At 67.1% G+C, this 20,371-nt stretch carries 22 protein-coding genes; 13 read left to right on the top strand and 9 right to left on the bottom strand.

All coding sequences use genetic code 11. The annotated features are described in order from the left end of the window. Window positions 1–26 precede the first annotated feature (26 nt). From HCT51_RS05560 to HCT51_RS05575, 4 genes are all read right to left on the bottom strand, one after another. On the bottom strand, window positions 27–1,403 hold the full coding sequence (locus tag HCT51_RS05560; RefSeq protein WP_166871129.1) for an NAD(P)(+) transhydrogenase (Re/Si-specific) subunit beta: 1,377 nt from the start codon (window positions 1,401–1,403) through the stop codon (window positions 27–29). Then, on the bottom strand, window positions 1,400–1,729 hold the full coding sequence (locus tag HCT51_RS05565; RefSeq protein ID WP_166871130.1) for an NAD(P) transhydrogenase subunit alpha part 2: 330 nt from the start codon (window positions 1,727–1,729) through the stop codon (window positions 1,400–1,402). The genes HCT51_RS05560 and HCT51_RS05565 overlap by 4 nt, the downstream gene beginning before the upstream one ends. Continuing rightward, window positions 1,729–2,874, bottom strand: a complete 1,146-nt coding sequence (locus HCT51_RS05570; RefSeq protein WP_166871132.1) for a Re/Si-specific NAD(P)(+) transhydrogenase subunit alpha — start codon at window positions 2,872–2,874, stop codon at window positions 1,729–1,731. Before HCT51_RS05570 ends, HCT51_RS05565 begins: the two co-directional genes overlap by 1 nt. 173 nt (window positions 2,875–3,047) lie before the next feature. Next, complete coding sequence (locus HCT51_RS05575) at window positions 3,048–3,251, bottom strand: dodecin family protein (protein WP_166871134.1); 204 nt, start codon at window positions 3,249–3,251, stop codon at window positions 3,048–3,050. A 179-nt stretch (window positions 3,252–3,430) separates the two neighbouring features. On the opposite strand from HCT51_RS05575, the gene HCT51_RS05580 reads away from it, so the two are divergent. The 8 genes from HCT51_RS05580 to HCT51_RS05615 all read left to right on the top strand — a co-directional run bounded on the left by HCT51_RS05580 (window position 3,431) and on the right by HCT51_RS05615 (window position 11,465). Further along, window positions 3,431–4,327: a phosphate/phosphite/phosphonate ABC transporter substrate-binding protein gene (locus tag HCT51_RS05580; protein WP_166871136.1), complete on the top strand. Its 897-nt coding sequence runs from the start codon at window positions 3,431–3,433 to the stop codon at window positions 4,325–4,327. Continuing rightward, entirely contained in the window at window positions 4,324–5,136 is an 813-nt protein-coding gene (phnC, locus tag HCT51_RS05585) for a phosphonate ABC transporter ATP-binding protein (RefSeq protein WP_166871138.1), read from the top strand. Before HCT51_RS05580 ends, phnC begins: the two co-directional genes overlap by 4 nt. Continuing rightward, a complete protein-coding gene (gene phnE, locus HCT51_RS05590; protein ID WP_224760693.1) occupies window positions 5,129–5,986 on the top strand; it encodes a phosphonate ABC transporter, permease protein PhnE in 858 nt (285 codons plus the stop codon). The genes phnC and phnE overlap by 8 nt, the downstream gene beginning before the upstream one ends. Next, the gene (locus tag HCT51_RS05595; RefSeq protein WP_166871140.1) at window positions 5,983–6,750 is read left to right on the top strand and encodes a tyrosine-protein phosphatase; all 768 of its coding nucleotides are present in this window, start codon (window positions 5,983–5,985) and stop codon (window positions 6,748–6,750) included. The genes phnE and HCT51_RS05595 overlap by 4 nt, the downstream gene beginning before the upstream one ends. Next, entirely contained in the window at window positions 6,698–7,405 is a 708-nt protein-coding gene (locus HCT51_RS05600) for a TetR/AcrR family transcriptional regulator (RefSeq protein WP_224760694.1), read from the top strand. The genes HCT51_RS05595 and HCT51_RS05600 overlap by 53 nt, the downstream gene beginning before the upstream one ends. A 262-nt stretch (window positions 7,406–7,667) precedes the next feature. Next, window positions 7,668–9,956 carry a polyribonucleotide nucleotidyltransferase gene (locus HCT51_RS05605; RefSeq protein ID WP_166871143.1) on the top strand — a complete coding sequence of 763 codons (2,289 nt, stop codon included), beginning with the start codon at window positions 7,668–7,670 and terminating at the stop codon, window positions 9,954–9,956. A 144-nt stretch (window positions 9,957–10,100) separates the two neighbouring features. Beyond that, window positions 10,101–10,271, top strand: a complete 171-nt coding sequence (locus HCT51_RS05610; protein WP_166871145.1) for a hypothetical protein — start codon at window positions 10,101–10,103, stop codon at window positions 10,269–10,271. 162 nt (window positions 10,272–10,433) lie between these two features. Then, on the top strand, window positions 10,434–11,465 hold the full coding sequence (locus HCT51_RS05615; protein ID WP_166871147.1) for an aldo/keto reductase: 1,032 nt from the start codon (window positions 10,434–10,436) through the stop codon (window positions 11,463–11,465). Between the two features lie 33 nt (window positions 11,466–11,498). On the opposite strand, the gene HCT51_RS05620 is transcribed toward HCT51_RS05615, so the two are convergent. Next, window positions 11,499–11,903: a hypothetical protein gene (locus HCT51_RS05620; protein WP_166871149.1), complete on the bottom strand. Its 405-nt coding sequence runs from the start codon at window positions 11,901–11,903 to the stop codon at window positions 11,499–11,501. A gap of 146 nt (window positions 11,904–12,049) precedes the next feature. Here HCT51_RS05620 and HCT51_RS05625 point away from each other — a divergent pair, with 146 nt between their 5' ends. Next, window positions 12,050–13,069 (top strand): aldo/keto reductase, encoded by a 1,020-nt coding sequence (locus HCT51_RS05625; protein ID WP_166871151.1) that lies wholly within the window; start codon window positions 12,050–12,052, stop codon window positions 13,067–13,069. Window positions 13,070–13,115: 46 nt separating this feature from the next. Here HCT51_RS05625 and HCT51_RS05630 read toward each other — a convergent pair whose 3' ends face one another. Then, a complete protein-coding gene (locus HCT51_RS05630) occupies window positions 13,116–13,712 on the bottom strand; it encodes a TetR/AcrR family transcriptional regulator (RefSeq protein WP_166871153.1) in 597 nt (198 codons plus the stop codon). A 336-nt stretch (window positions 13,713–14,048) separates the two neighbouring features. Here HCT51_RS05630 and HCT51_RS05635 point away from each other — a divergent pair, with 336 nt between their 5' ends. Further along, entirely contained in the window at window positions 14,049–15,404 is a 1,356-nt protein-coding gene (locus tag HCT51_RS05635; protein WP_166871155.1) for a M16 family metallopeptidase, read from the top strand. 15 nt (window positions 15,405–15,419) lie between these two features. Beyond that, entirely contained in the window at window positions 15,420–16,022 is a 603-nt protein-coding gene (locus HCT51_RS05640; RefSeq protein WP_166871157.1) for a histidine phosphatase family protein, read from the top strand. A 20-nt stretch (window positions 16,023–16,042) separates the two neighbouring features. Here the strand turns inward: HCT51_RS05640 and HCT51_RS05645 are convergent, their stop codons facing one another. The 3 genes from HCT51_RS05645 to HCT51_RS05655 form a co-directional block, all read right to left on the bottom strand. Then, complete coding sequence (locus HCT51_RS05645; protein WP_166871159.1) at window positions 16,043–17,473, bottom strand: HNH endonuclease signature motif containing protein; 1,431 nt, start codon at window positions 17,471–17,473, stop codon at window positions 16,043–16,045. 256 nt (window positions 17,474–17,729) lie between these two features. After that, a complete protein-coding gene (locus HCT51_RS05650) occupies window positions 17,730–18,662 on the bottom strand; it encodes a Ppx/GppA family phosphatase (protein ID WP_166871161.1) in 933 nt (310 codons plus the stop codon). After that, on the bottom strand, window positions 18,643–19,173 hold the full coding sequence (locus HCT51_RS05655) for a GNAT family N-acetyltransferase (protein WP_166871163.1): 531 nt from the start codon (window positions 19,171–19,173) through the stop codon (window positions 18,643–18,645). Before HCT51_RS05655 ends, HCT51_RS05650 begins: the two co-directional genes overlap by 20 nt. A 26-nt stretch (window positions 19,174–19,199) precedes the next feature. Between HCT51_RS05655 and dapB the strand changes: the two genes are divergently transcribed. Together dapB and HCT51_RS05665 are read left to right on the top strand one after the other, a co-directional pair. Further along, entirely contained in the window at window positions 19,200–19,940 is a 741-nt protein-coding gene (dapB, locus tag HCT51_RS05660; RefSeq protein WP_166871166.1) for a 4-hydroxy-tetrahydrodipicolinate reductase, read from the top strand. Then, window positions 19,937–20,371: a tetratricopeptide repeat protein gene (locus HCT51_RS05665; RefSeq protein ID WP_370626938.1), complete on the top strand. Its 435-nt coding sequence runs from the start codon at window positions 19,937–19,939 to the stop codon at window positions 20,369–20,371. Before dapB ends, HCT51_RS05665 begins: the two co-directional genes overlap by 4 nt.

The following is a 20,371-nucleotide window of genomic DNA, read 5'->3' on the forward strand; positions in this document are numbered from 1 at the left end:
CCTCTTCGTGTTCACACACGGGATGTTTAGACGAGCGCCTTGATCGCCCCGAGCACCTTGGTCAGCGAGTCCTTGGCGTCGCCGAACAGCAGCGTCGTCTTCGGGTCGTAGAGCAACTCGTTCTCGATGCCCGCGAAGCCCGGCCGCATCGACCGCTTGAGGAACACCACCTGATTCGCCTGCGACACCTCGAGGATCGGCATGCCGTAGATGGGGGAGCCGGGCGCGGTCTTCGCCGCCGGGTTCACCACGTCGTTGGCGCCGACCACCAGCACCACGTCGGTGTGCTTGAACTCCGGGTTCACCTCACCGAGCTCGCGCAGCGACTCGTACGGCACGTTCGCCTCGGCGAGCAGCACGTTCATGTGACCCGGCATGCGCCCGGCCACCGGGTGGATGCCGAACACCACCTGCACGCCACGTTCCTGCAGGGTCTCGGCGAGTTCCGCGATGGTGTGCTGACCCTGCGCCACGGCGAGGCCGTAGCCGGGCACGATCACCACCCGCTGCGCGTAACCCAGCTCGATCGCGACATCCTCGGCCGTCGACGACCGCACCGGGCGGTCGCTGACCGTGGTGGAGCCGGCGGTGGAGCCGCCGCGGAACGCGCCGAACAGGATGCCGGCAACGCTCCGGCCCATCGCCTGGGCCATCGCCTGGGTGAGGATCGTTCCGCTGGCGCCGACCAGGGTGCCGGCCACCAGCAGCAGCACGTTGCCGAGCACGATTCCGGATGCCGCCACCGCGAGCCCGGTGAAGGCGTTCAGCAGCGAGATCACGATGGGCACGTCGGCGCCGCCGACCGGCAGCACCAGCAGCAGCCCGGTGGCCAGCCCCAGCAGCAGCACGGCGACCGCCCACTCCCACGAGCCGGTCGCGACGACCATGCCGGATGCGGCGACCGAGGCGATCAGCGCCAGGGTCATCACCACGGGCATCCCGGGGAAGGTGAGCGGGCGGGTGCTGATCAGTTCCTGCAGCTTGGCCACGGTGACCGCGGAGCCGGAGAACGAGACCGCGCCGACCAGCATGGTGAACACCACCGCGAGTCGCGTCCAGCCATCGTCGCTGTGCCCGAGCTCGAGCACCGCCACCAGAGCCGCGGCGCCACCGCCGACGCCGTTGAACAGCGCCACCAGTTGCGGCATCTGCGTCATCTGCACGCGCCGGGCGATCGGCACGGCGATCGCCGACCCGACCGCGATCGCCGCGAGGATGAACGGGATGTTCTCCAGCCGTGAGGCCAGGAACACAGTGATCACGGCGAGCAGGGCTCCGGCCGCGCCGATCGCGTTACCGCGCCTGGCGGAGTGCGGAGAGCTCAGCCCCTTCAGCGCGAGGATGAAGCACACCGCCGCAATGAGATAGAGGAATGCGGTCCATTCCGGTGACAGAATGCTCACTTCGCCTCCTCCTTCGCCACAGCCTGGGCTGCAGCATCCTTCGGCGCGGGCTTCCGCTGCCGGAACATCTCAAGCATCCGGTCGGTGACAACGAAGCCGCCGACCAGGTTCGCGGTCGCCAGCACCACGGCGACCAGCGCGATCGTCAGCAGCCAGGCATCCGTCGCCTGACCGGCGACGATGATGGCGCCGACCAGGATGATGCCGTGGATCGCGTTCGCGCCAGACATCAGCGGTGTGTGCAGCTTGCTCGTCACCTTCGAGACCACCTCGAAGCCGACGAACACGGCGAGCACCACCACGGTGAGCAGGGTCACGGCATCCATTACTTGGCTCCTTGCAGCAGTTCGGCGGTGGGTGCGTGACGCACGGCACCGTCGTGGGTGAGGCACGCTCCGGCGATGACCTCATCGTCGAAGTCGGGGGCGACCACGCCCTGCTCGGTCATCAACGCGAGCAGATTCGCCACGTTCTTCGCGAACAGCCGCGAGGCGTCGAAGGGAATTGCGGATGCCGCATCCTTCAGCCCGACCAGGGTGACGTGCCCGTCACCGGCGGCGGTCGGCACGGCGACGTCGCGGCCGGCGATCACGCCCTCCACGTTGCCGCCGGTCTCGGCGGCGAGGTCGACGATGACGGATCCGGCGCGCATGCCGGCCACCATGTCGGCGGTCACCAGCAGCGGAGCAGGGCGGCCGGGGATCGCGGCCGTGGTGATCAGGATGTCGGCGGCCGCCACATGCGGCGCCAGCAGTTGCCGCTGCCGTTCCGCGCGGTCATCGCTCAGACTCTTCGCGTACCCGCTGGTGTCCTGCGCGGTTTCCACATCGAGGTTGATGAACGTGCCGCCCATCGAGGTGACCTCATCGGCCGAGGAGGGGCGGATGTCGTTCGCCGACACCCGTGCGCCGAGGCGCTTCGCGGTGCCGATCGCCTGCAGCCCGGCAACTCCCGCGCCGAGCACGAGCACCTTGGCCGGCGGGATGGTGCCGGCGGCGGTCATGTAGAGCGGGAAGAACCGGGGGAACCGGGTTGCCGCCTCAAGTACGGCGCGGTAGCCGGCGACCAGCGCCTGCGAGCTGAGCGCGTCCATCGACTGCGCCCGCGAGATGCGCGGCACCAGCTCCAGGGCGAACGCGGTCACCTCCGCGTCGGCGAGGGCGCGCACGGTGTCGCGCTCGGACGCGGGGGAGGCGAGTCCGACCGTCACCGCGCCGCGCTTCAGCTGCGACGCGGTCTCGGGGGTGAGCGGCGCCACGTGGCAGAGCACGTCTAGCTCGGCGAGGGCGAGCGTCGGTGTGATCCGCGCTCCCGCCTCACCGTACGCGGCATCCGCGTATCCTGCCTCACTGCCCGCTCCGGCTTCGACGATCACGTCGAGCCCAAGCGATTGCAGTTGCTTGACCGTTTCTGGTGTTGCTGAGACGCGCCGTTCGCCGGGGCGTCTCTCTCGTACTATTCCAACGTGCACGGGGTGTGTCCTCTCTGACGGCCCCCAGCGTAGTGATCCGCCACAGCGCGCCCGGGCCTGATTGCCAAGACACGACGTGAAAGAATCCTCGATCTTTCGAAAAAGCGACGGTGCGCACGCCAAAAGCCCGTCTCTCGGCGTTGAGAAACGGGCATCCTGTCGATGCGCGCTGGCTACTCCAGAACGAAGGTGACCTCGAGAACCACCTGCCAGGCCACGATCTGGCCCTCATTGATCTCGACTTCCTGTTCCTTGACCCAGGCGCCCTGGACATGACGCAGTGTCGCGCTAGCCCGCTCAACACCCACCTTGATGGCGTCTTCGAAGCTCGTCTCCGAGCGGGCGCTGATGGTGGTGACTCGTGCGACTGATCCCATGATTCCTCCTTGAATCGGCTGACGTGCGTTCAGTCAACGCCCACGGGTCGCACCTGTCCAGCCCTCGCCCGCCAACTGTTCACCTGTGCTCCATTCCGAGTACAGCAGTCTCGTAATTCCCGTATAGAGACGGCTGGTTCCGTAATTCCGACACCTCGTCTCCCGTTGGAAGGACACCCATGATTCGCCAGAGAGCCACGATCGCCGTAGCGGCATCGGTTGCCGCCGTGCTGATGCTCGCCAGCTGCGCCGGTGACGCAGCCACTGCAGAGGCCGAAGACACCACAGGGCCGCTCACGTTCGCGATGCCGCCGGGAACCGACGACCCCGACACTCTCCTTCAAGTCGACGCGGTAGCCGCGATGATCGAAGAGGCCACCGGCCGCGAGGTCGAGGTCGAAAACCCCGCGGATTACATGGCCGTTGTCGAGGCTGTACGCAGTGGTTTCGTGGATGTCGCGCTGATGAGTCAATTCTCAACAGCGCTCGCTGTCGAGAACGGAGCTGTCTCCCCAATCCTGGTGTGGGAGTCCGAGAAGCGACCCGCTGCGGTGTGTCTCGTCCGTGCGGACAGCGAGATTCAGACAATCGATGACTTCGCCGGGCACTCGATCGCCTTCGTCGATCCGGGATCGACAACCGGTCACTTCATGCCCAAGTCGATGCTCACGCAGAACGGCCTGATCGACGGCAAGGACTACGAATCGACGTTTGCTGGCAGTCACGACTCCGCAATCCTCGCCATGGTGAACGGGTCAGTCGACATGGCTTGCACCGCGAGCCAGCTGTACCCCGTTTTCCTTGAGGGTGGGCTGTTCGCCGAGGATCAGGTTCGGCAGCTCGCTGAAACGGACCCCATCCCGATCGGCATATCTCTGGTGGTGCGCACCGACCTGGATGATGCCACGCGGCAGCAGCTCATCGATGGACTGCCCGGCAAGTTGATGGCGGATGAGGGCACGCTTGACCTCTTCGGTGGCAGCCGTGAGTACATCGTGAACCCGGACGCTGACGTGTACGCGCCCCTGCTGCAGGTCGCGAAAGATGTTGGTGTGTCTCTCGAGGACATGCGATGACCCATCTGATCAACACCTCGTCGGCAGCGGGGAGCCTCGTGCTCCCGGCTGCCGCCGAGGCGGTGGTGACTGCGCGCAATGTGCGCGTCCACTACGGCAACACGCTTGCGCTCGACGGGCTCGACCTCAGCGTTTCACCGGGTGAGGTCGTCGCGTTGCTCGGTCATTCCGGTTCCGGAAAGTCGACGCTGATGCGCTCGCTCACCCAGATGGCGCCGGCGACAGCAGATGAACTGCGGGTCGGCGGTCGCGACGTGCTGGCCCAGCACGGCGCCGAGCTCCGGGCACTCAGGTCTGAAGTGGGCTACGTCTTCCAGCACTTCAACCTGGTGCCCAACCTGAGCGCGCTGACCAATGTGCTGACGGGTGGGCTGTACCGGTCGGGAACCGTGAACCTGTTCGGTGGGTTCAGCTCCACCCAGCGTGACGAGGCACTGCGCCTCCTTGACCGTGTGGGCTTGGAACACAAGGCACGTCAGCAGGCGCGCACGCTGAGTGGCGGCCAGCAGCAGCGTGTCGCCATCGCACGTGCCCTGATGCAGCAGCCGAAACTGATCCTCGCCGACGAGCCGGTGGCATCCCTCGACCCGCGTCTGGCAGGTTCTGTGCTCGGGCTGCTGCGCGAGATCGCTCATGAACAGAACATCCCCGTGATCGTGAGCTTGCATGTCGTGGCGCTCGCCAAGCGATATGCCGACCGAATTGTTGGTCTGCACGCCGGGCGCACGGTGTTCGACGGCACTCCCGCGGAGCTGACGCCTGCCGTTGTCTCTGACATCTACGGATTCGAAGGAGAATTTGGTGCCTGAAACGTTGATTCGACCGCGGGACACCTCCGACAACGGGCCGCGGTTCGATGAGCGGCTGTCCGCCGCCGACCGGGCACGGTTATCGCGCAGTCTGCAAGTGCCCGGCACCGGCGGAGTCATCGGCCTTGTTGTCGTGGTTGCGCTGGTTGCGTGGAGCGTCGCGGGCTCCGGCGTGAACCTCGAACGCTTCCTCACCGGCCTCCCGCGCATGGGGGAGTTCCTCTCACGCATGTGGCCGCCGTCGTTCGACAAGTTCGGCACCATCGTCGAGCTGCTCATCGAAACCCTGCAGATGGCCGTCGTCGGCACACTGATCGGAGCGCTGCTCTCGCTCATCGTGAGCTTCGGCGCGGCCAGTAATATCGCACCCCGCTGGCTTTACGGCATCAGCCGGTTCGTGCTGAATGTGCTGCGCTCGGTTCCTGACCTGATCTTCGCCCTCATGTTCGTGTCCGCCGTCGGGCTCGGGCCGTTCGCCGGGATCCTCGCTCTCATCCTCGGTTCGATCGGTTCGATCGGCAAGATCTACGCCGAGGCAATGGAGTCGGTGCCGAACGGCCCACTGGAGGCGCTCAACGCATCCGGCGCGTCCAAACGCCAGGTGATCACCTATGGCGTGCTTCCGCAGGCGTCTCCATTGCTGGTCAGCTACTCGCTGCTGCTGTTCGAGGGCAACGTGCGGGGAGCCACCATCCTGGGACTCGTCGGAGCGGGCGGCATCGGCATGGAGCTCACCACCGCGATGCGCATGTACGACTACGGGCACCTGCTCGCCATCCTCATCAGCATCATCGTGCTCGTCACGGTGATCGACCGCATCAGCGCCATCATCAGAAAGAAGGTCACATGAGCCTCGAGTCACCCCACGTCGCGTCCGACCTCGCCAACTTGCGAGACCTCGGGGGCCTACCCACTCCAGACGGTGCTGTGCGCACGGGAATGCTTTGGCGCAGCGACGACGTCTCGCGCACCACACCGGAGCAGGCGGCGCGGCTGATCGGGGACGGACTGAGCCTCGTCCTCGATCTCCGCTCGCGCGAGGAAGTCGCCGACAGCGGCCGCGGTCACCTTGCCGGGCATGGGGCGGACTACCTTTCGCTGCCCCTCACAGAGAACGCCACGGACCCCGACGCAATGCGGCTCCTCCTGTCAGAACTTTCGAGCAAGGAACTGATGGGGCAGTGGTACGCCGCCATGCTGGTTCGCACTGCCGGATCAGTGGTTCGGGGGCTCGACGCCATCGCGACAACGACCGGTGCGACACTCTTCCACTGCGCCGCAGGGAAGGATCGAACCGGCGTTTTCGCGGCGAGCGTGCTGTCGGTGCTGGAAGTGCCTGATCACGAAATCATTGCCGACTATGCCCTAACGCACGCCGCACTCCCGGCGATTCTGGAGCGTCTTCGAGCGGGGGCGTCGCTGGCGCTGATCGAATCGGGAGAGCTGAGCATAGAGAGTCCGCTCCTGTCGGCCTCCGCAGAGACGATGGCGGCCATGCTCGCGTGCGTCAATGAGGAGCATGGCGGCGTGCTCGCCGTGCTGCAGGGTGCCGGGCTGAGCGATGACACGATCGCGGTACTGCGAAGCCGCCTCGTGGGGCAGCGGGATGCTTGACCTGGAGACCGGTCGCGATGATCCCGTGCGACGACCGGGGCGTCCGCGCGCTGAGGACATCGATGACCGGCTCATCGCGGCCACCGTGGAACTGCTGATCGAGAGCGAAGATGGCGCACCGTTGACCGTCGCCGCGATCGTGGCCCGGAGCGGCGTGAGTCGTGCGGCGCTTTACCGACGGTGGATGAGTCGCGAGGAACTGATCGCGGCCGCCCTCGACAGTGTTCGCAGCGACGTGCAAATGCTCGATACAGGTGACCTGCTAGCCGATATCATCACCGCGTACACAATTGATCTGACGTCAACGCCACGCGGGTTTGACCAGCTGCTCCGCAAGCGGCTCGTGCTTGCCCTCGAAGATCGTGAGTTGCAGCTCACATACTGGCGGGCACATGTATCGCGTCGCCGAGTGCCGGTCGCGGCAGCGCTTCGGCGGGGCATCGACTCCGGTCTCCTGCGGACGGACCTCGACATCGATGCCGCACTGGACCTGATCGCTGGGGTCTACTACTACCAGATGGTGGTGCGCGGCGAGCGCACAACCGATCCGGAAACGCAGCGTCGAGTGCACGACGCTATCCGGATGCTGTGGCGGGGGATGCTCGCGGACCGTGAGGACGGCGCGTCACCGCTGGGGCACTCAGGGCTGCCCTGATAGGATGACCGAGGTTCGGCCCGCGTTCGCGGCAGCCGAGCCATCGCAGTATGCATTCAACTTAACATTGAGCATCAAAACGGAGCAGGCCGGCTCGAAGCTGGTCACCGGTGGTGGCATCCCGTCTCGAACGGTGTGTTTCTACTGTTGGCCAGAACAGACGCCCGGCACCCATGTGTCGTGTCCCTTCCTGCCCGCTCCTGCTCCGCTGCATTACGCCGCGCCCCACGTGGGGCGTGACTAGCAAAGGAGAGAGACCTTAATGGAAGGTCCAGAAATCAAGTTCGCTGAAGCCGTTCTCGATAACGGCAAGTTCGGCAAGCGCACCATCCGGTTCGAAACCGGACGACTCGCCCAGCAGGCGCAGGGCGCCGTTGCTGCCTACCTCGACGAAGAAACCATGCTGCTGAGCGCCACCAGCGCCAGCAAGCACCCCAAAGAGAACTTCGACTTCTTCCCGCTGACGGTGGATGTCGAAGAGCGGAGCTACGCGGCCGGCAAGATCCCCGGCTCGTTCTTCCGCCGTGAAGGACGCCCGTCCACCGAGGCGATCCTGGTCTGCCGGCTGATCGACCGCCCGCTGCGTCCGTCGTTCGTCGACGGCCTCCGCAACGAGGTGCAGATCGTTATCACCGTGCTGTCGATCGCCCCCGGTGAGTTCTACGACGCGCTGGCCATCAACGCGGCATCTGCGTCGACCCAGATCTCCGGTCTGCCGTTCAGCGGCCCGATCGGTGGCGTGCGCCTGGCGCTCATCCCCGACACCAACGGTTCCGGCCAGTGGGTCGCATTCCCGAACGTGGCGCAGCTCGCTGACGCCGTGTTCGACCTCACCGTCGCCGGCCGCCTTGTCACCGACAAGAACGGCAACGAGGATGTCGCGATCATGATGGTCGAAGCTGAGGCCACCGAGCACAGCTGGGACCTGATCAAGGGCGGCGCCGTCAAGCCCGACGAGTCCGTCGTGGCGCAGGGTCTGGAAGCGGCCAAGCCGTTCCTCGCCCAGCTGGTGAAGGCCCAGGCCGAGCTGGCAGCGCAGAGCGCCAAGGAGATCGCCGACTACCCGGTGTTCCTGCCGTACAGCGACGAGACCCTCGCCGCCGTCGACGCCCTCGCCAGCGAGGAACTCGCCTCGGTGTACAAGATCGCCGACAAGGTCGAGCGCCAGAACGCGGATGACGCGCTCAAGGCTCGCGTCAAGGACGCCATCGCCGCCAAGGTTGAAGCGGGCGAACTGCCTGCCGAAGCCAACGGCCAGGTCAGCGCCGCGTACAAGTCGGCCACCAAGAAGATCGTCCGCGGCCGCATCCTCTCAGAGGGTGTCCGCATCGACGGTCGTGGGCTGTCCGACATCCGCGCGCTCGACGCCGAGGTTCAGGTCATCCCGCGCGTGCACGGTTCCGCGATCTTCCAGCGCGGCGAGACACAGATCCTGGGTGTCACCACGCTGAACATGCTCAAGATGGAGCAGCAGATCGACTCGCTGAGCCCGATCACGAAGAAGCGTTACCTGCACCACTACAACTTCCCGCCCTACTCGACCGGTGAGACCGGCCGGGTTGGTTCGCCGAAGCGTCGCGAGATCGGGCACGGCTTCCTCGCCGAGCGCGCCCTCGTGCCGGTGCTGCCGAGCCGCGAGGAGTTCCCCTACGCGATCCGTCAGGTGTCTGAGGCGCTCAGCTCCAACGGTTCCACCTCGATGGGCTCCGTCTGCGCGTCGACCCTGTCGCTGCTGAACGCCGGTGTGCCGCTGAAGGCTCCCGTCGCCGGTATCGCCATGGGCCTCGTCTCCGACCAGGTCGACGGTGAGACCCGCTACGCGGCACTTACCGACATCCTCGGTGCAGAAGACGCACTCGGCGACATGGACTTCAAGGTCGCCGGTACCAGCGAATTCGTCACCGCGATCCAGCTGGACACCAAGCTCGACGGCATCCCGTCGTCGGTGCTTGATGGTGCGCTGCAGCAGGCGAAGGACGCGCGTACCGCGATCCTGAACGTGATCAACCAGGCCATCGACACGCCTGACGAGATGGCGCCCACCGCGCCGCGCGTCATCAGCGTGCAGATCCCGGTCGACAAGATCGGCGAGCTGATCGGCCCGAAGGGCAAGACGATCAACGCCATCCAGGACGAGACCGGCGCAGACATCTCGATCGAGGAAGACGGCACCGTGTACATCGGCGCTGTCGACGGACCCTCGGCCGAGGCCGCCCGCGCGCAGGTCAACGCCATCGCGAACCCGACCAACCCCGAGGTTGGCGAGCAGTTCCTCGGAACCGTCGTGAAGCTCGCCACCTTTGGCGCCTTCGTGTCGCTGCTCCCGGGCAAGGACGGCCTGCTGCACATCTCTGAGGTGCGCAAGCTCGCCGGTGGCAAGCGTGTCGAGAACGTCGAAGACGTGCTCGGCGTCGGCCAGAAGATCCTGGTGGAGATCACCAAGATCGACGACCGTGGAAAGCTGTCGCTCGCCCCGGTGCTCGAAGAGGCCGCAGACCAGGAGGGCTCCGCTGCACACAGCGAAGGCCCGCTGGAGCCGGCCGAAGGCTAAACCCTTCCGCAGCAGGTGATGCCCGCCCCCGAAACCGGGGGCGGGCATTCCCGCGTTAAGTCCCGGCGTGTCGCGCGGTTAACCATCAACCTGAGCGTGAAACTTGACCCAGCACAGAGAGGGTGCTTGTCACAAGGGGAAAACATGGGTCGGCACAGCGCGTATCAGTCACCGTGGTGGTCAACTGCGCGCCACCGTGCGCCAGGGTCGGTCGAGCGTCTGGTTGCGGCGGGCAAGCATTCGCTGCTGCTGACCACGGCGGGAGCGATGCTGATCGTGCTGCTGGTCGGCACCACGCCGGTGTTCCAGGAGTAGATGCAGTCGGTGATCCGCTAACCGGGTGCCGGATTCCCCCGATCGGGGGGTGGTTTCGGCGCGCCGCCGGGCCGCTGGCGCGTCTCAAGCCTATGCTGTCGGCATCAGCCAGTTGCCCGCTACCTGACCCAGGGGCGGGCATTGTCATAGCGGAGGGCCAGCATGACCGCTTCGGACAGCCCCGTCGAACCGATCGAGAACGCGTCGATTCCGGATGTCGCTACCGACGACTCGCACGGGCAGCCAGGCCACCTCGTTCCGGCCTCGCCGGTGATGGGCGAACGAGAGATCGACAGCACCGGTGTGCGCATTCTGCCGCTCGGCCTGGACGGCGCCATCTTCGGTTGGGCCGCCGGGGCAGAGGACAGTGTCGACGTGCTCGACGCGTTCAGCGAGGCCGGCGGCACGTTCATCAGCACCTCAAACCATTACGCCGCTGGACGCAGCGAACTGATGATCGGCAACTGGTTGAGAGACCAGCCGGACCGTGACCGTTTCCTCATCGCCACCAAGGTGGGTAGGCATCCGGATCACCCCGGCCTGGGCGCCAACAGCATCAAGGCGGCCGTCGAGGCATCCCTCGAGCGCCTGGCCACCGACCGCATCGACTTCCTGTCGTTTGACGGCGATCATCCCGAGACCCCCGCGGAGGAGAGCCTGGCCGCTGCCGCCGAGCTGGTGGCCGAGGGCAAGGTGCGCTACCTCAGCGCCGCCGGGTACTCCGGCACTCGTCTGGCCGAAGTGCACGCCATCGCCGAGGCCGAGGGCTACCCGATGTTCCGGTCGGTCGTCGCCGAATACTCGCTGATGGAACGGGACGTCGTAGAGAAGGACCTGCTGCCGGTGACCGTGCCGCGCGGGATCAGCCTGTTCGCCAAGACACCGCTCGCGAGCGGGTACCTGTCCGGTCAGTTCCGCACCCGCGACGACCTACCCTCATCGCCCATGTTCGGCCAGGCGATGCAGTACATCGGCAAGCGCGGCAACAAGGTGCTTGACGCGCTGGAGGCCGTCGCGGCAGAGCACGAGCAGATCCCCGGCCGCATCGCCCTGGCCTGGCTGCTGGCGAAGCCGGGCGTGATTGCCGCGCTGGTGCGCGCCAAGAGCCGCGAGCAACTGGCCGAGCACCTCGGTGCGGTGGCGATCCAGCTCACCCGCCAGCAGATGGCGCAGCTGGAGAAGGCCGCCTCCTAAGCGGCACGACCGGGGCGACGTGGCGCGACCGGCTCAGCCCAGCGGCATCGGATCGATCGGACCCTCCTGCGACAGGATCACCAGACTGCCGCAGATCAGGAACACGATCGGGATCAGCGCGGTCAGGATGGCCATCAGCGCGAGCCGGAACCGCAGCCGCTCGACCGTGTACCGGATCACCACCATGGCCGCGTAGATGAGCACGATCAGGGCGATGCCGACCAGCGGCACGGTGGGCACCGTGCCGTCCGAGCAGTACGCCGCTGCGGGCTCCATCAGCGGGCACATCCGGGTCAATTGGGTCATCGGCCAGAGAAAGCCGATGCTCACGACGCTCAGGATGCCGGCGATGACGAGCCAGATCAGACCACTCGATGTGGTCAGCGCCGCCTGCTCGGTCACCCTCGGTGAGTCGGAGAGATTAGGCGAATCAGTCATGCTCATGCCTCCCGCTATTACGAAGATAAACCCGTTGATAACGATTGGCGGAAATCACGAGATATTCGGGGCGTTCCCGACGTAGTCTCGTAGTGAACCCGCTCCCACGACCCGAAGTACCAGGAGTGGATTTTGGAGAACGATTCATGACGCAACTGATACCCGGGTTGCCGTCAACGACAGCGCATTACGAGGTCACGCCCTCGACCGCGGAAACGGCGACTGTCGTCGGAACCATACCCGTGCGCCGACGACAGGTCGGCCAGTCTGAACTTCGCGTGTTCCCGATTGCCATGAGCGGCAACGTGTTCGGTTTCACCGCCGATCGCGATGCCGTCCACGCGATCCTGGACGCGTACGTGTCGCAGGGCGGCAACTTCGTTGACACGGCCGACAGCTACTCTGACGGCCAGAGCGAGAGCTTGATCGGCGAATGGATGCACGCCCGCGGCAACCGATCCGAGATCATCGTGGCCACCAAGGTGGGCAAAAGCGCCGAGAACCCTGGTCTCGGCACGGTCGCGGTGCGCCGCTCGGTGGAGGCGTCGCTGAAACGATTGCGCACCAGCCACATCGATCTGCTGTATCTGCACATCGATGACCCCAGCGTCGACTTCGAGGAGACACTCCTCGCCGTCGACGAGCTGATCCGTGCGGGCAAGGTGCGCTATTTCGGCGGCTCCGATCACACCGGCAACCGTCTGATGGAGGCCAGGATCGCCTCGGCCCAGCTGGGTGTGGCGCCGATGGTGGCGCTGCAGAATCAGTACAACCTGATGCACCGGGCGGAGTACGAGGGTGGGCTGGCGCACGTGGCCAGACAGCAGGGGCTCGGCGTGCTGCCGCGCTATGCGCTGGCCAGCGGGTTCCTCACCGGCAAGTACCGCAGCAAGGCCGACCTACAGCGCAGCGAGCGCGGCGGTGAACTGGCTCAGCACCTGACCCGGCGCGGGCTCCGTGTGCTGGCCTCGCTCGACAGGATCGCGGCCCAGCACGACGCGACACCGGCGAGCATCGCGCTGGCCTGGCTGCTGACCAAGCCGCTGGTGGCCGCGACGGTGGTGTCGGCAAGCGAGCCAGATCAGGTCAGCGACCTGACGGCATCCGCGTCGATCCAGCTCAGCCGTCAGCAGATTACGGAGCTCGACCGGGTGAGCGCCACCTAGCAGCAGGTCAGACTACGTCCGGCCGGTCAGGCGACGTCCGGACCGGTCAGGCGACGGCCGGAACCGACTCCAGCACACGGTCGACGGCGCGCGACAGCGCCACCGAGGCCGCGATCGGGTCACCGGCGTAACCGCCGGTCATCGCACCGTCATAGGCGAGTTGCAGGTCGTCTGCCGCGTCGCCGGGCAGCGGGTGCCCGAGCGCGCGCAGCCGCTCGACCAGGAAGTCGGTGAACCACTCGCGGTGCTCAGCCACGATCAGCCGTACCGGATGCGCCGGGCGGGCGAACTCGACCGCGGCGTTCGTGAACGCACAGCCGCGGAAACCGGGTTCCGTGATCTCTTCGCCGGCTGAGCGGAAGATGCGACGGATCGTGTCGTCAGGTGTGTGCGCGGCAGCGATCTGCTCGAACCGGTCGCGCATCGCAGCCGACCTGCCGCGGATGTACGCGAGGATCAGGCTGTCTTTCGCCCCGTAATGCTTGTAGAAGGTGGCCTTCGTGACCGCAGACTCGCTGATTAGCCGGTCGACGCCGACGCCGTTGATGCCCTCGAGATAGAACAGCCGGTCGGCGGTCTCGAGAATTCGAACCTTGGCGCCGGGCGCAGGCTGGGCGGTCGATGGGGGGAAATCGACCGCCACAGCGTGCTCCTTCTGGCTTATCGGCCGGGGTGCTCCAAGCCTTCAGGTGTCGTGCAACCCGGTCCAGCCGGGGTATTTCGTCGCGAGCAGGGGTGTCGCGAGACCGGCAATCGGTGTGCGGTGGCCGCGTGTCGTTTCGGGTTCGACCGGGCGAGGCTCACGAGGGGATCCTGAGTTCTCACACCGGCGGTTACCGCGCCAATTGCTTGTCTGCGATCACACTATACGTAGTGAGGACAGACAGAGCTGTCTGTCGGCATTTTTAGTCACCCCCAATTTGGGGGAGCATCGCTCAGGTCTCGGGGAGCCGGCGGGTGATGACCTAGGCTGGGGACGATGAACGGCGCTGTTGCATTTCCCCTTGACCTGCCCGAGTTGTCTTTCCTGGCAACCGGCGACGCGCTGGTTCGCCGAAGCGTTCTGCCGAGCGGCGTCCGCATCCTGAGCGAACAGGTTCCCGGCGCCCGCAGCGCCACGATCGGCTTCTGGGTGGCCGTGGGATCCCGCGACGAACAGCCGGAAACCTTCGGGTCGACCCATTTTCTGGAACATCTGCTGTTCAAGGGCACCGCATCGCGCAGCGCCCTCGATATCGCGGTCAGCTTCGACGGTGTGGGTGGCGAGCACAACGCCATGACCGCGAAGGAGTACACCTGCTACTACGCCAAGGTGCGCGACCGTGACCTGCTGATGGCCGTCGACGTGCTGGCCGACATGTTCACGTCATCCGTCATCGATCCCACCGACTTCGAGAACGAACGCGGCGTGATCCTCGAAGAGCTGGCCATGGCCGACGACGACCCGACGGATGTCACCAGCGAGCGGTTCTTCGAGGCCGTGATGGGTGGGCACCCGCTCGGCCGGCCGATCGGCGGCAACCCGGCCACCATTCGCGCGGTGACCCGGGACGCCGTGATGCGCCACTACCGGGCCAACTACCGCCCGCAAGACCTGGTGATCACCGTCGCCGGCGCGCTCGACCACGACCTCATCGTCGAGGCTGCGCAGCGGGCGCTGTCCGCGGCCGGCTGGGATCTCGCGACGCCCGCCCGCCCGGTCGAACGCCGCACCGGCGGCGATACCGTGATCGAGCGCGGATCGGCGCTGTCGGTCACCCGTCGCCCGATCGAGCAGGCCAACATCCTGATGGGGGTTCCCGCGCTGTCGGCGACCGACCCGCGGCGGCCGACGCTGAGCGTGCTCAGCAGCATCCTCGGCGGCGGGATGTCGAGCCGGCTGTTCCAGGAGGTGCGGGAGAAGCGCGGCCTTGCCTACTCGGTGTACTCGTTCGCGCCGAGCTATTCCGACGCGGGCGTGTTCGGCCTGTACGCCGGATGCTCGCCGTCGCGGGTCACTGAGGTGGCCGAGCTGCTGCGCTCCGAGTTCCGCCGGATTGGCGCCGACGGCGTCACCGATGACGAGCTGCGTCGCGCTAAGGGCCAGCTGAGCGGCGCGTCGGCGCTCGCTCTCGAAGACTCAGACACTCGTATGACGCGTCTCGGTCGCAGCGAGCTCACCCTCGGGGAGTTCGCCGACCTGGACGAGTCGCTACACCGTCTGGATGAGGTGACGGCCGATGGGGTACGCGAGCTTGCCTCCGACCTCACCAGCCGTCCATTGTCGATCGCCGCCGTTGGCGCGGTCGACGAATCACTGTTCGCGGGACTCGAAGAGGAGCCATCCGCGGCCTGATCGAAGCAGGATTGAATGGTCCACTACCTCTACCTCGTTCGCCACGGCGAACAGGTCGACGCCGAACACGGTCTGCCTGACGGGCCACTGAGCGGACGCGGCATCCGGCAAGCCGAAGCGATCGCCGAGCGTCTCGGTGGCGTGCCGTTCACGGCCGCCTGGACGTCGCCGTTGCAGCGGGCCCAGGAGACGGCCCGCATCATGACTGAGCGGATGCCGGCGATCGAGCCCGAGCCGACCGCGCTGCTGATGGACTGCATCCCGGCCGGACCCACGCCAGACATGCCGCACGCGTTCGAGCCGTTCTACGGGTCGGTCACCCCGGAGGAAATCGCCGCCGGTGAGGCGCAGATGGCCGACGCTGTGGCCGAATGGATGCGTCCCTCGCGCGATGACCGGCACGAGCTGCTGATCACGCACAACTTCGTGATCTCCTGGTTCGTGCGCGAGGCGTTCGGCGCCCCGACCTGGCGGTGGATGGGGCTGAACCAGGCCCACTGCGGGCTGACCATCATCCGGGTACGGAGCGCCAAACCGCCGGTGCTCGTGACGCACAACGACCTCGGTCACCTGCCGGCGGAACTGCGCACCGGGCTGCCGGAGAACCAGCCGTTCTAACTTTCCCGGGTTAGGGGTGGTCAGTTTCCCTTGTCGGTGCGGGCTTTGCTGGCGGGTCGCCAGGTGCCGGTGGGGTCGATCCAGGGTGGTGCCTTGAGGTGGGGGACGCCGCGGATCATGCGGATGTCCCAGCCGGAGGTTTCGATGGTGCGGTGGTGGAACCAGCACAGGCTGACCCCGTTGTCGGTGTGGGTGAGGCCGTTTTTGGCCCAGTCCAGGACGTGGTGGATCTCGGTCCAGCCGGCGGGGATGTTGCAGCAGATGCAGCTGCCGTCGCGGAGGTTGATGGCGCGGCGTTGGGCGGGGGTGAACACGCGTTGTTTGGTGCCGAGTTCGATGATCCGGCCGAAGGAGTCGAATCTGACCGGTTGGATGCCGCCGGTGCAGGTCATCTGGTTGATCGCGGCCATCGAGATCGGGGTGGTGAGTCCGTCGATCCAGCCGGGTCCGCGGCCGCTGTTCAGGTCGGCGGCTTTGACGCTGACCAGCACGGTGGGGGAGGCGCCGCCGATGCGGGGGGCCGTGCCGGAGCGGGCGTGGCCGTCGACCAGGGCGGCGAGTACGTCGTGGCGTTGCTGGTCGGGGGTGCGGTCATCGCCGAGGGCCTCGGCGGTGGCGCGTTCGTCGTCGGTGAGGAACACCCCGGTGGTGTTCGGGGAGAGGTAGGCGTCGAAGAGCCGGTCCAGTTTCGCGGCGATCTCGGGGAGCAGGGCGTATTGGCCGCGGACCAGTCCGTCGCGCAGGTGGCCTTTGCCGAACATGCGGCTGCGCATGGCGCGTTCCTCGGAGGGTTGTAGCCCGTCGGGGTCGATCACGGCCCGCCAGACGGAGGCCTGGATGGCGATCTCATCGGCCGCGCAGGGCAACGGCGCCACGGCGGTGGCATCCGGGTCGGCATCGACAGCAGGGTCAGCATCGGGGTCGGTGTCCGGGTCGGTGCTGGTGGGGTGGGTTCCGGTGGCGGCGGCGACCAGTTCGGCCTCGGCGGCGGCCAGCTCGTCCGGGTGGGCGTTGGCCGGTTGCAGGCCCTTGACGATCGCCGCGGCGGCATCGATACCGATCCGGCCGGCGGTGAGGGCCTCGGCGACCTGCGGGAACCGGCCCGGCAGTGCTTCGCCGCTGAGGGTGGTGTCCGGGTGCAGTTGCCGGCCGAGTTTCAGCCGTTGGTTGGCGGTCAGGCCGCCGATCAGGGTGACCCGTTCCAGCAGCTCGATCGCGTTCCGGCAGCCCTTCTGGTAGGCCAGGCCGTCCGGGCCGAGCTCGCGGCGGGAGCGGTCGCCGATCTCGCCGGCGGCCAGCACCCGGGCCCCGTCCACGGCGCGGCCGAGCCGCTCCACCGCGCCGGTCAGGATCAGCAGCTCCTCATCGGTCAGCGTCCGGACGCCGACCGGTCCGAGCAGGGCGGAGAGTTCCGCGCCGAGCTGGTCGAACTGGTCTGCGAGGGTTTCCATGCCTTCTATGTTCCTCCTCTAGAACACAGATACGAAGGAATGTCGCAAATCTTGGGACAAGTCACCGAGCCAGCGCCTGTGGAGGAGAAGACGCCGCAAGAAAGGGGCGCAACAGCCACCCAGTGGCGCCAGCAACAGTGCGCTCAGCAGCCAGCGAAAGTGCGCTCAGCAGCCAGCGACGGTGCGCTCAGCAGCCGGCGACGGTGCGCTCAGCAGCCGGCGCCGTGCGATGGAGTGAGGAGCCGCCCTCAGGCGGTCACACGCTCTCCAGCTGGTCCAGGTAGCGCAGCATCACGCCCTCGCGCATCGCCCACGGTGACACCTCGATCGAGTCCACCTTGAACGCGCGCATCGCCTCCTCGAGCACCACGGCGCCGGCGACGATCTGGAACGCCCTGTCCTCGGTCACGCCGGGCAGGGCGGGCCGGGAATCGGCAGGAATCCGCGCCAGCCGTGGCACCCAATCGCTAAGTTCCTTGAGACGCAGGATGCTGCGATCCTCCGCACCGAAACCGCGCACCGTCGACCCGGCGAGCCTGGCCAGCGACCGGATGGTCTTCGAGGAACCGATCATGTGGTCGGCGTCCGGCTGACCGCGGAACTGCGGCAGCACGTCGCGGATCACCGCCCTGGCGTGCGCCCGCAGCGCGTCCACCTGTTCCGGCTGCGGCGGGTCGTCGCGCAAGAATCCCACCGTGGAGCGGCCGGCTCCGAGCGGCAGCGACAACGCGACATCCGGAATCTCATCCGATCCCGACGTGATCTCCAGCGACCCGCCGCCGATGTCGAACAGCAGGATGTGGCCGGACGACCAGCCATACCAGCGGCGCACGGCCAGGAAGGTAAGCCGGGCCTCGTCCTCGCCGGAGAGCACGCGCAGGGTGACGCCGGTCTCGCGGGCCACTCGGTCCAGCACCTCCGGGCCGTTCAGGGCCTCGCGGATCGCCGACGTGGCCATCGGCAGAAACTCGTCGACGTCGGCGGCCTTGGCCTGTTCCGCGGCCGCCGCCACTGAGCTCAGCAGCGCCTGCACGCCCTGCTCGGTAATCGCGCCCTCCGGAGTGAGATGCCGCATCAGCCGCAGCACCCACTTCTGCGAGGCCGTCGGCACCGGTCGCGCGCCCGGGTGGGCGTCAACGATCAGCAGGTGGACGGTGTTCGAGCCGACGTCAAGTACTCCGAGGCGCATCCTGCGACGATACGGCACCGGGTTGCAACGATTTGACGAACCAGTGGGTGGCGTTGCGGTTGTCGTTGTACGGCTCGGTCTCCGTGTAACCGCTCGAGCGGTACAGCCGGCCCGCGGCCTCCAGACTGGCGTTGGTATCGAGCACCAGCTCGTGCGCGCCGAAGGCCAGGGCCCGCCGTTCGAGCTCTGCCAGCAGCAGCCGGCCGTACCCGCGGCCACGGGTGTGCGGCTGCAGGAACAGGTGCTTCACCTCGTAGCGCAGCGGGTGATCTTGCATAGTCGGCAGCATCCGGATGCCGCCACAGCCGACATCCGCGGCGTCGCCGGCGAGGTCCTCACCCTCCACCACCAGGAACACCCCGCGCGGTGCCCGGAACTGCACCGGATCAGGTCGGTTCACCTCGTACTGGCCCATGTCCTCGGGGAATCCGAGCGCCCGGCTCGCGAAATACTCGTCGAGCAGCGACTGCGCGGCACGGTCGGTCACGTCAACCTCACGGAAACTCACCATGTCTCAAGGCTAGCTAGCATTGCAGGATGACTACGAAGGTTGCTGTTGTCGGGGCGACGGGCAAGATGGGCACGCTCGCGTGCCGCCTGGTGGAGGAGACCGACGGCTTCGAGCTGGTCGCCCGTCTCGGCTCCGGCGGTGACCTGGCCGAGTTGCTCGGCGCCGACGTGGTCATCGATTTCACGGTGCCGCAGGTCTCGCCTGGCATCGTCGAGTACGCGGTCGAGCACGGCAAGTCGGTGCTGGTCGGCACCAGCGGCTGGTCGGCCGAGCGCATCATCAGCTTGGAGCGCACCGTCGCCGACGCGCCAGAGGTCGGGGTCATCATCGTGCCGAACTTCTCGCTCGGCTCGGTGCTCGCCACCTTCTTCTCCGCCATGGCGGCCCGGTTCTACGAGTCGATCGAGATCATCGAGGCGCACCACGCCGGCAAGATCGACTCCCCATCCGGCACGGCGGTGCGCACCGCCGAGCTCATCGGCGAGGCGCGCCGCGCGCTCGGCCCGGTGATCGCGCCGCACGCCGACCAGCGAGCCCGCGGCCAGCAGGTCTCCAGCGTGCCGATCCACAGCCTGCGTATGCAGGGCGTCGTGGCCAAGCAGCAGGTCATCCTCGGCGGGCTGGGCGAGCAGCTCAGCATCACCCACGACACCCTGTCGCCCGCCGCATACGAGGCCGGCATCCTGCTGGCGCTGCGCGCTCTCGGCGACACCCGCGGCGTGGTGGTCGGGCTTGACCGGCTGATCGACCTGAGCGGCGCCGCGTGAAGCGTATTGGCGTCGCCATCATGGCGGCCCTGCTCGTGCTGTACCTGCTGTTCACGGTGCAGTATGCCGTGATCCTCATCCTCGACGGGCAGCCGGTCACGCTGGCGCTCGGCATCGCCCTGTTTGTGCTGCCGCTGGTCGGCTTCTGGGCGCTGGTGGCCGAGGTGCTGTTCATGCTGCGCGCCCAGAAGCTGGCGAAGACGCTGGAGGCCGAGGGCGGCATGCCCGACGAGGAGCTGCCGCTGCTGCCGAGCGGCCGGGTCGACCAGACCGCGGCCGACGGAGTGTTTCCGCGCTACCAGGGCGAGGTGGAGGCAGCCCCGGACTCATGGCGCGCCTGGTTCAGGCTGGGCATCGCCTACGAGGCGAGCGGAGACCGCAAGCGCGCCCGCTGGGCCACCCGCAAGGCCATCGAGCTCGCCCGGCGGTAG

Source organism: Salinibacterium sp. ZJ450 (genome assembly GCF_011751885.2).
GTDB lineage: Bacteria > Actinomycetota > Actinomycetes > Actinomycetales > Microbacteriaceae > Ruicaihuangia.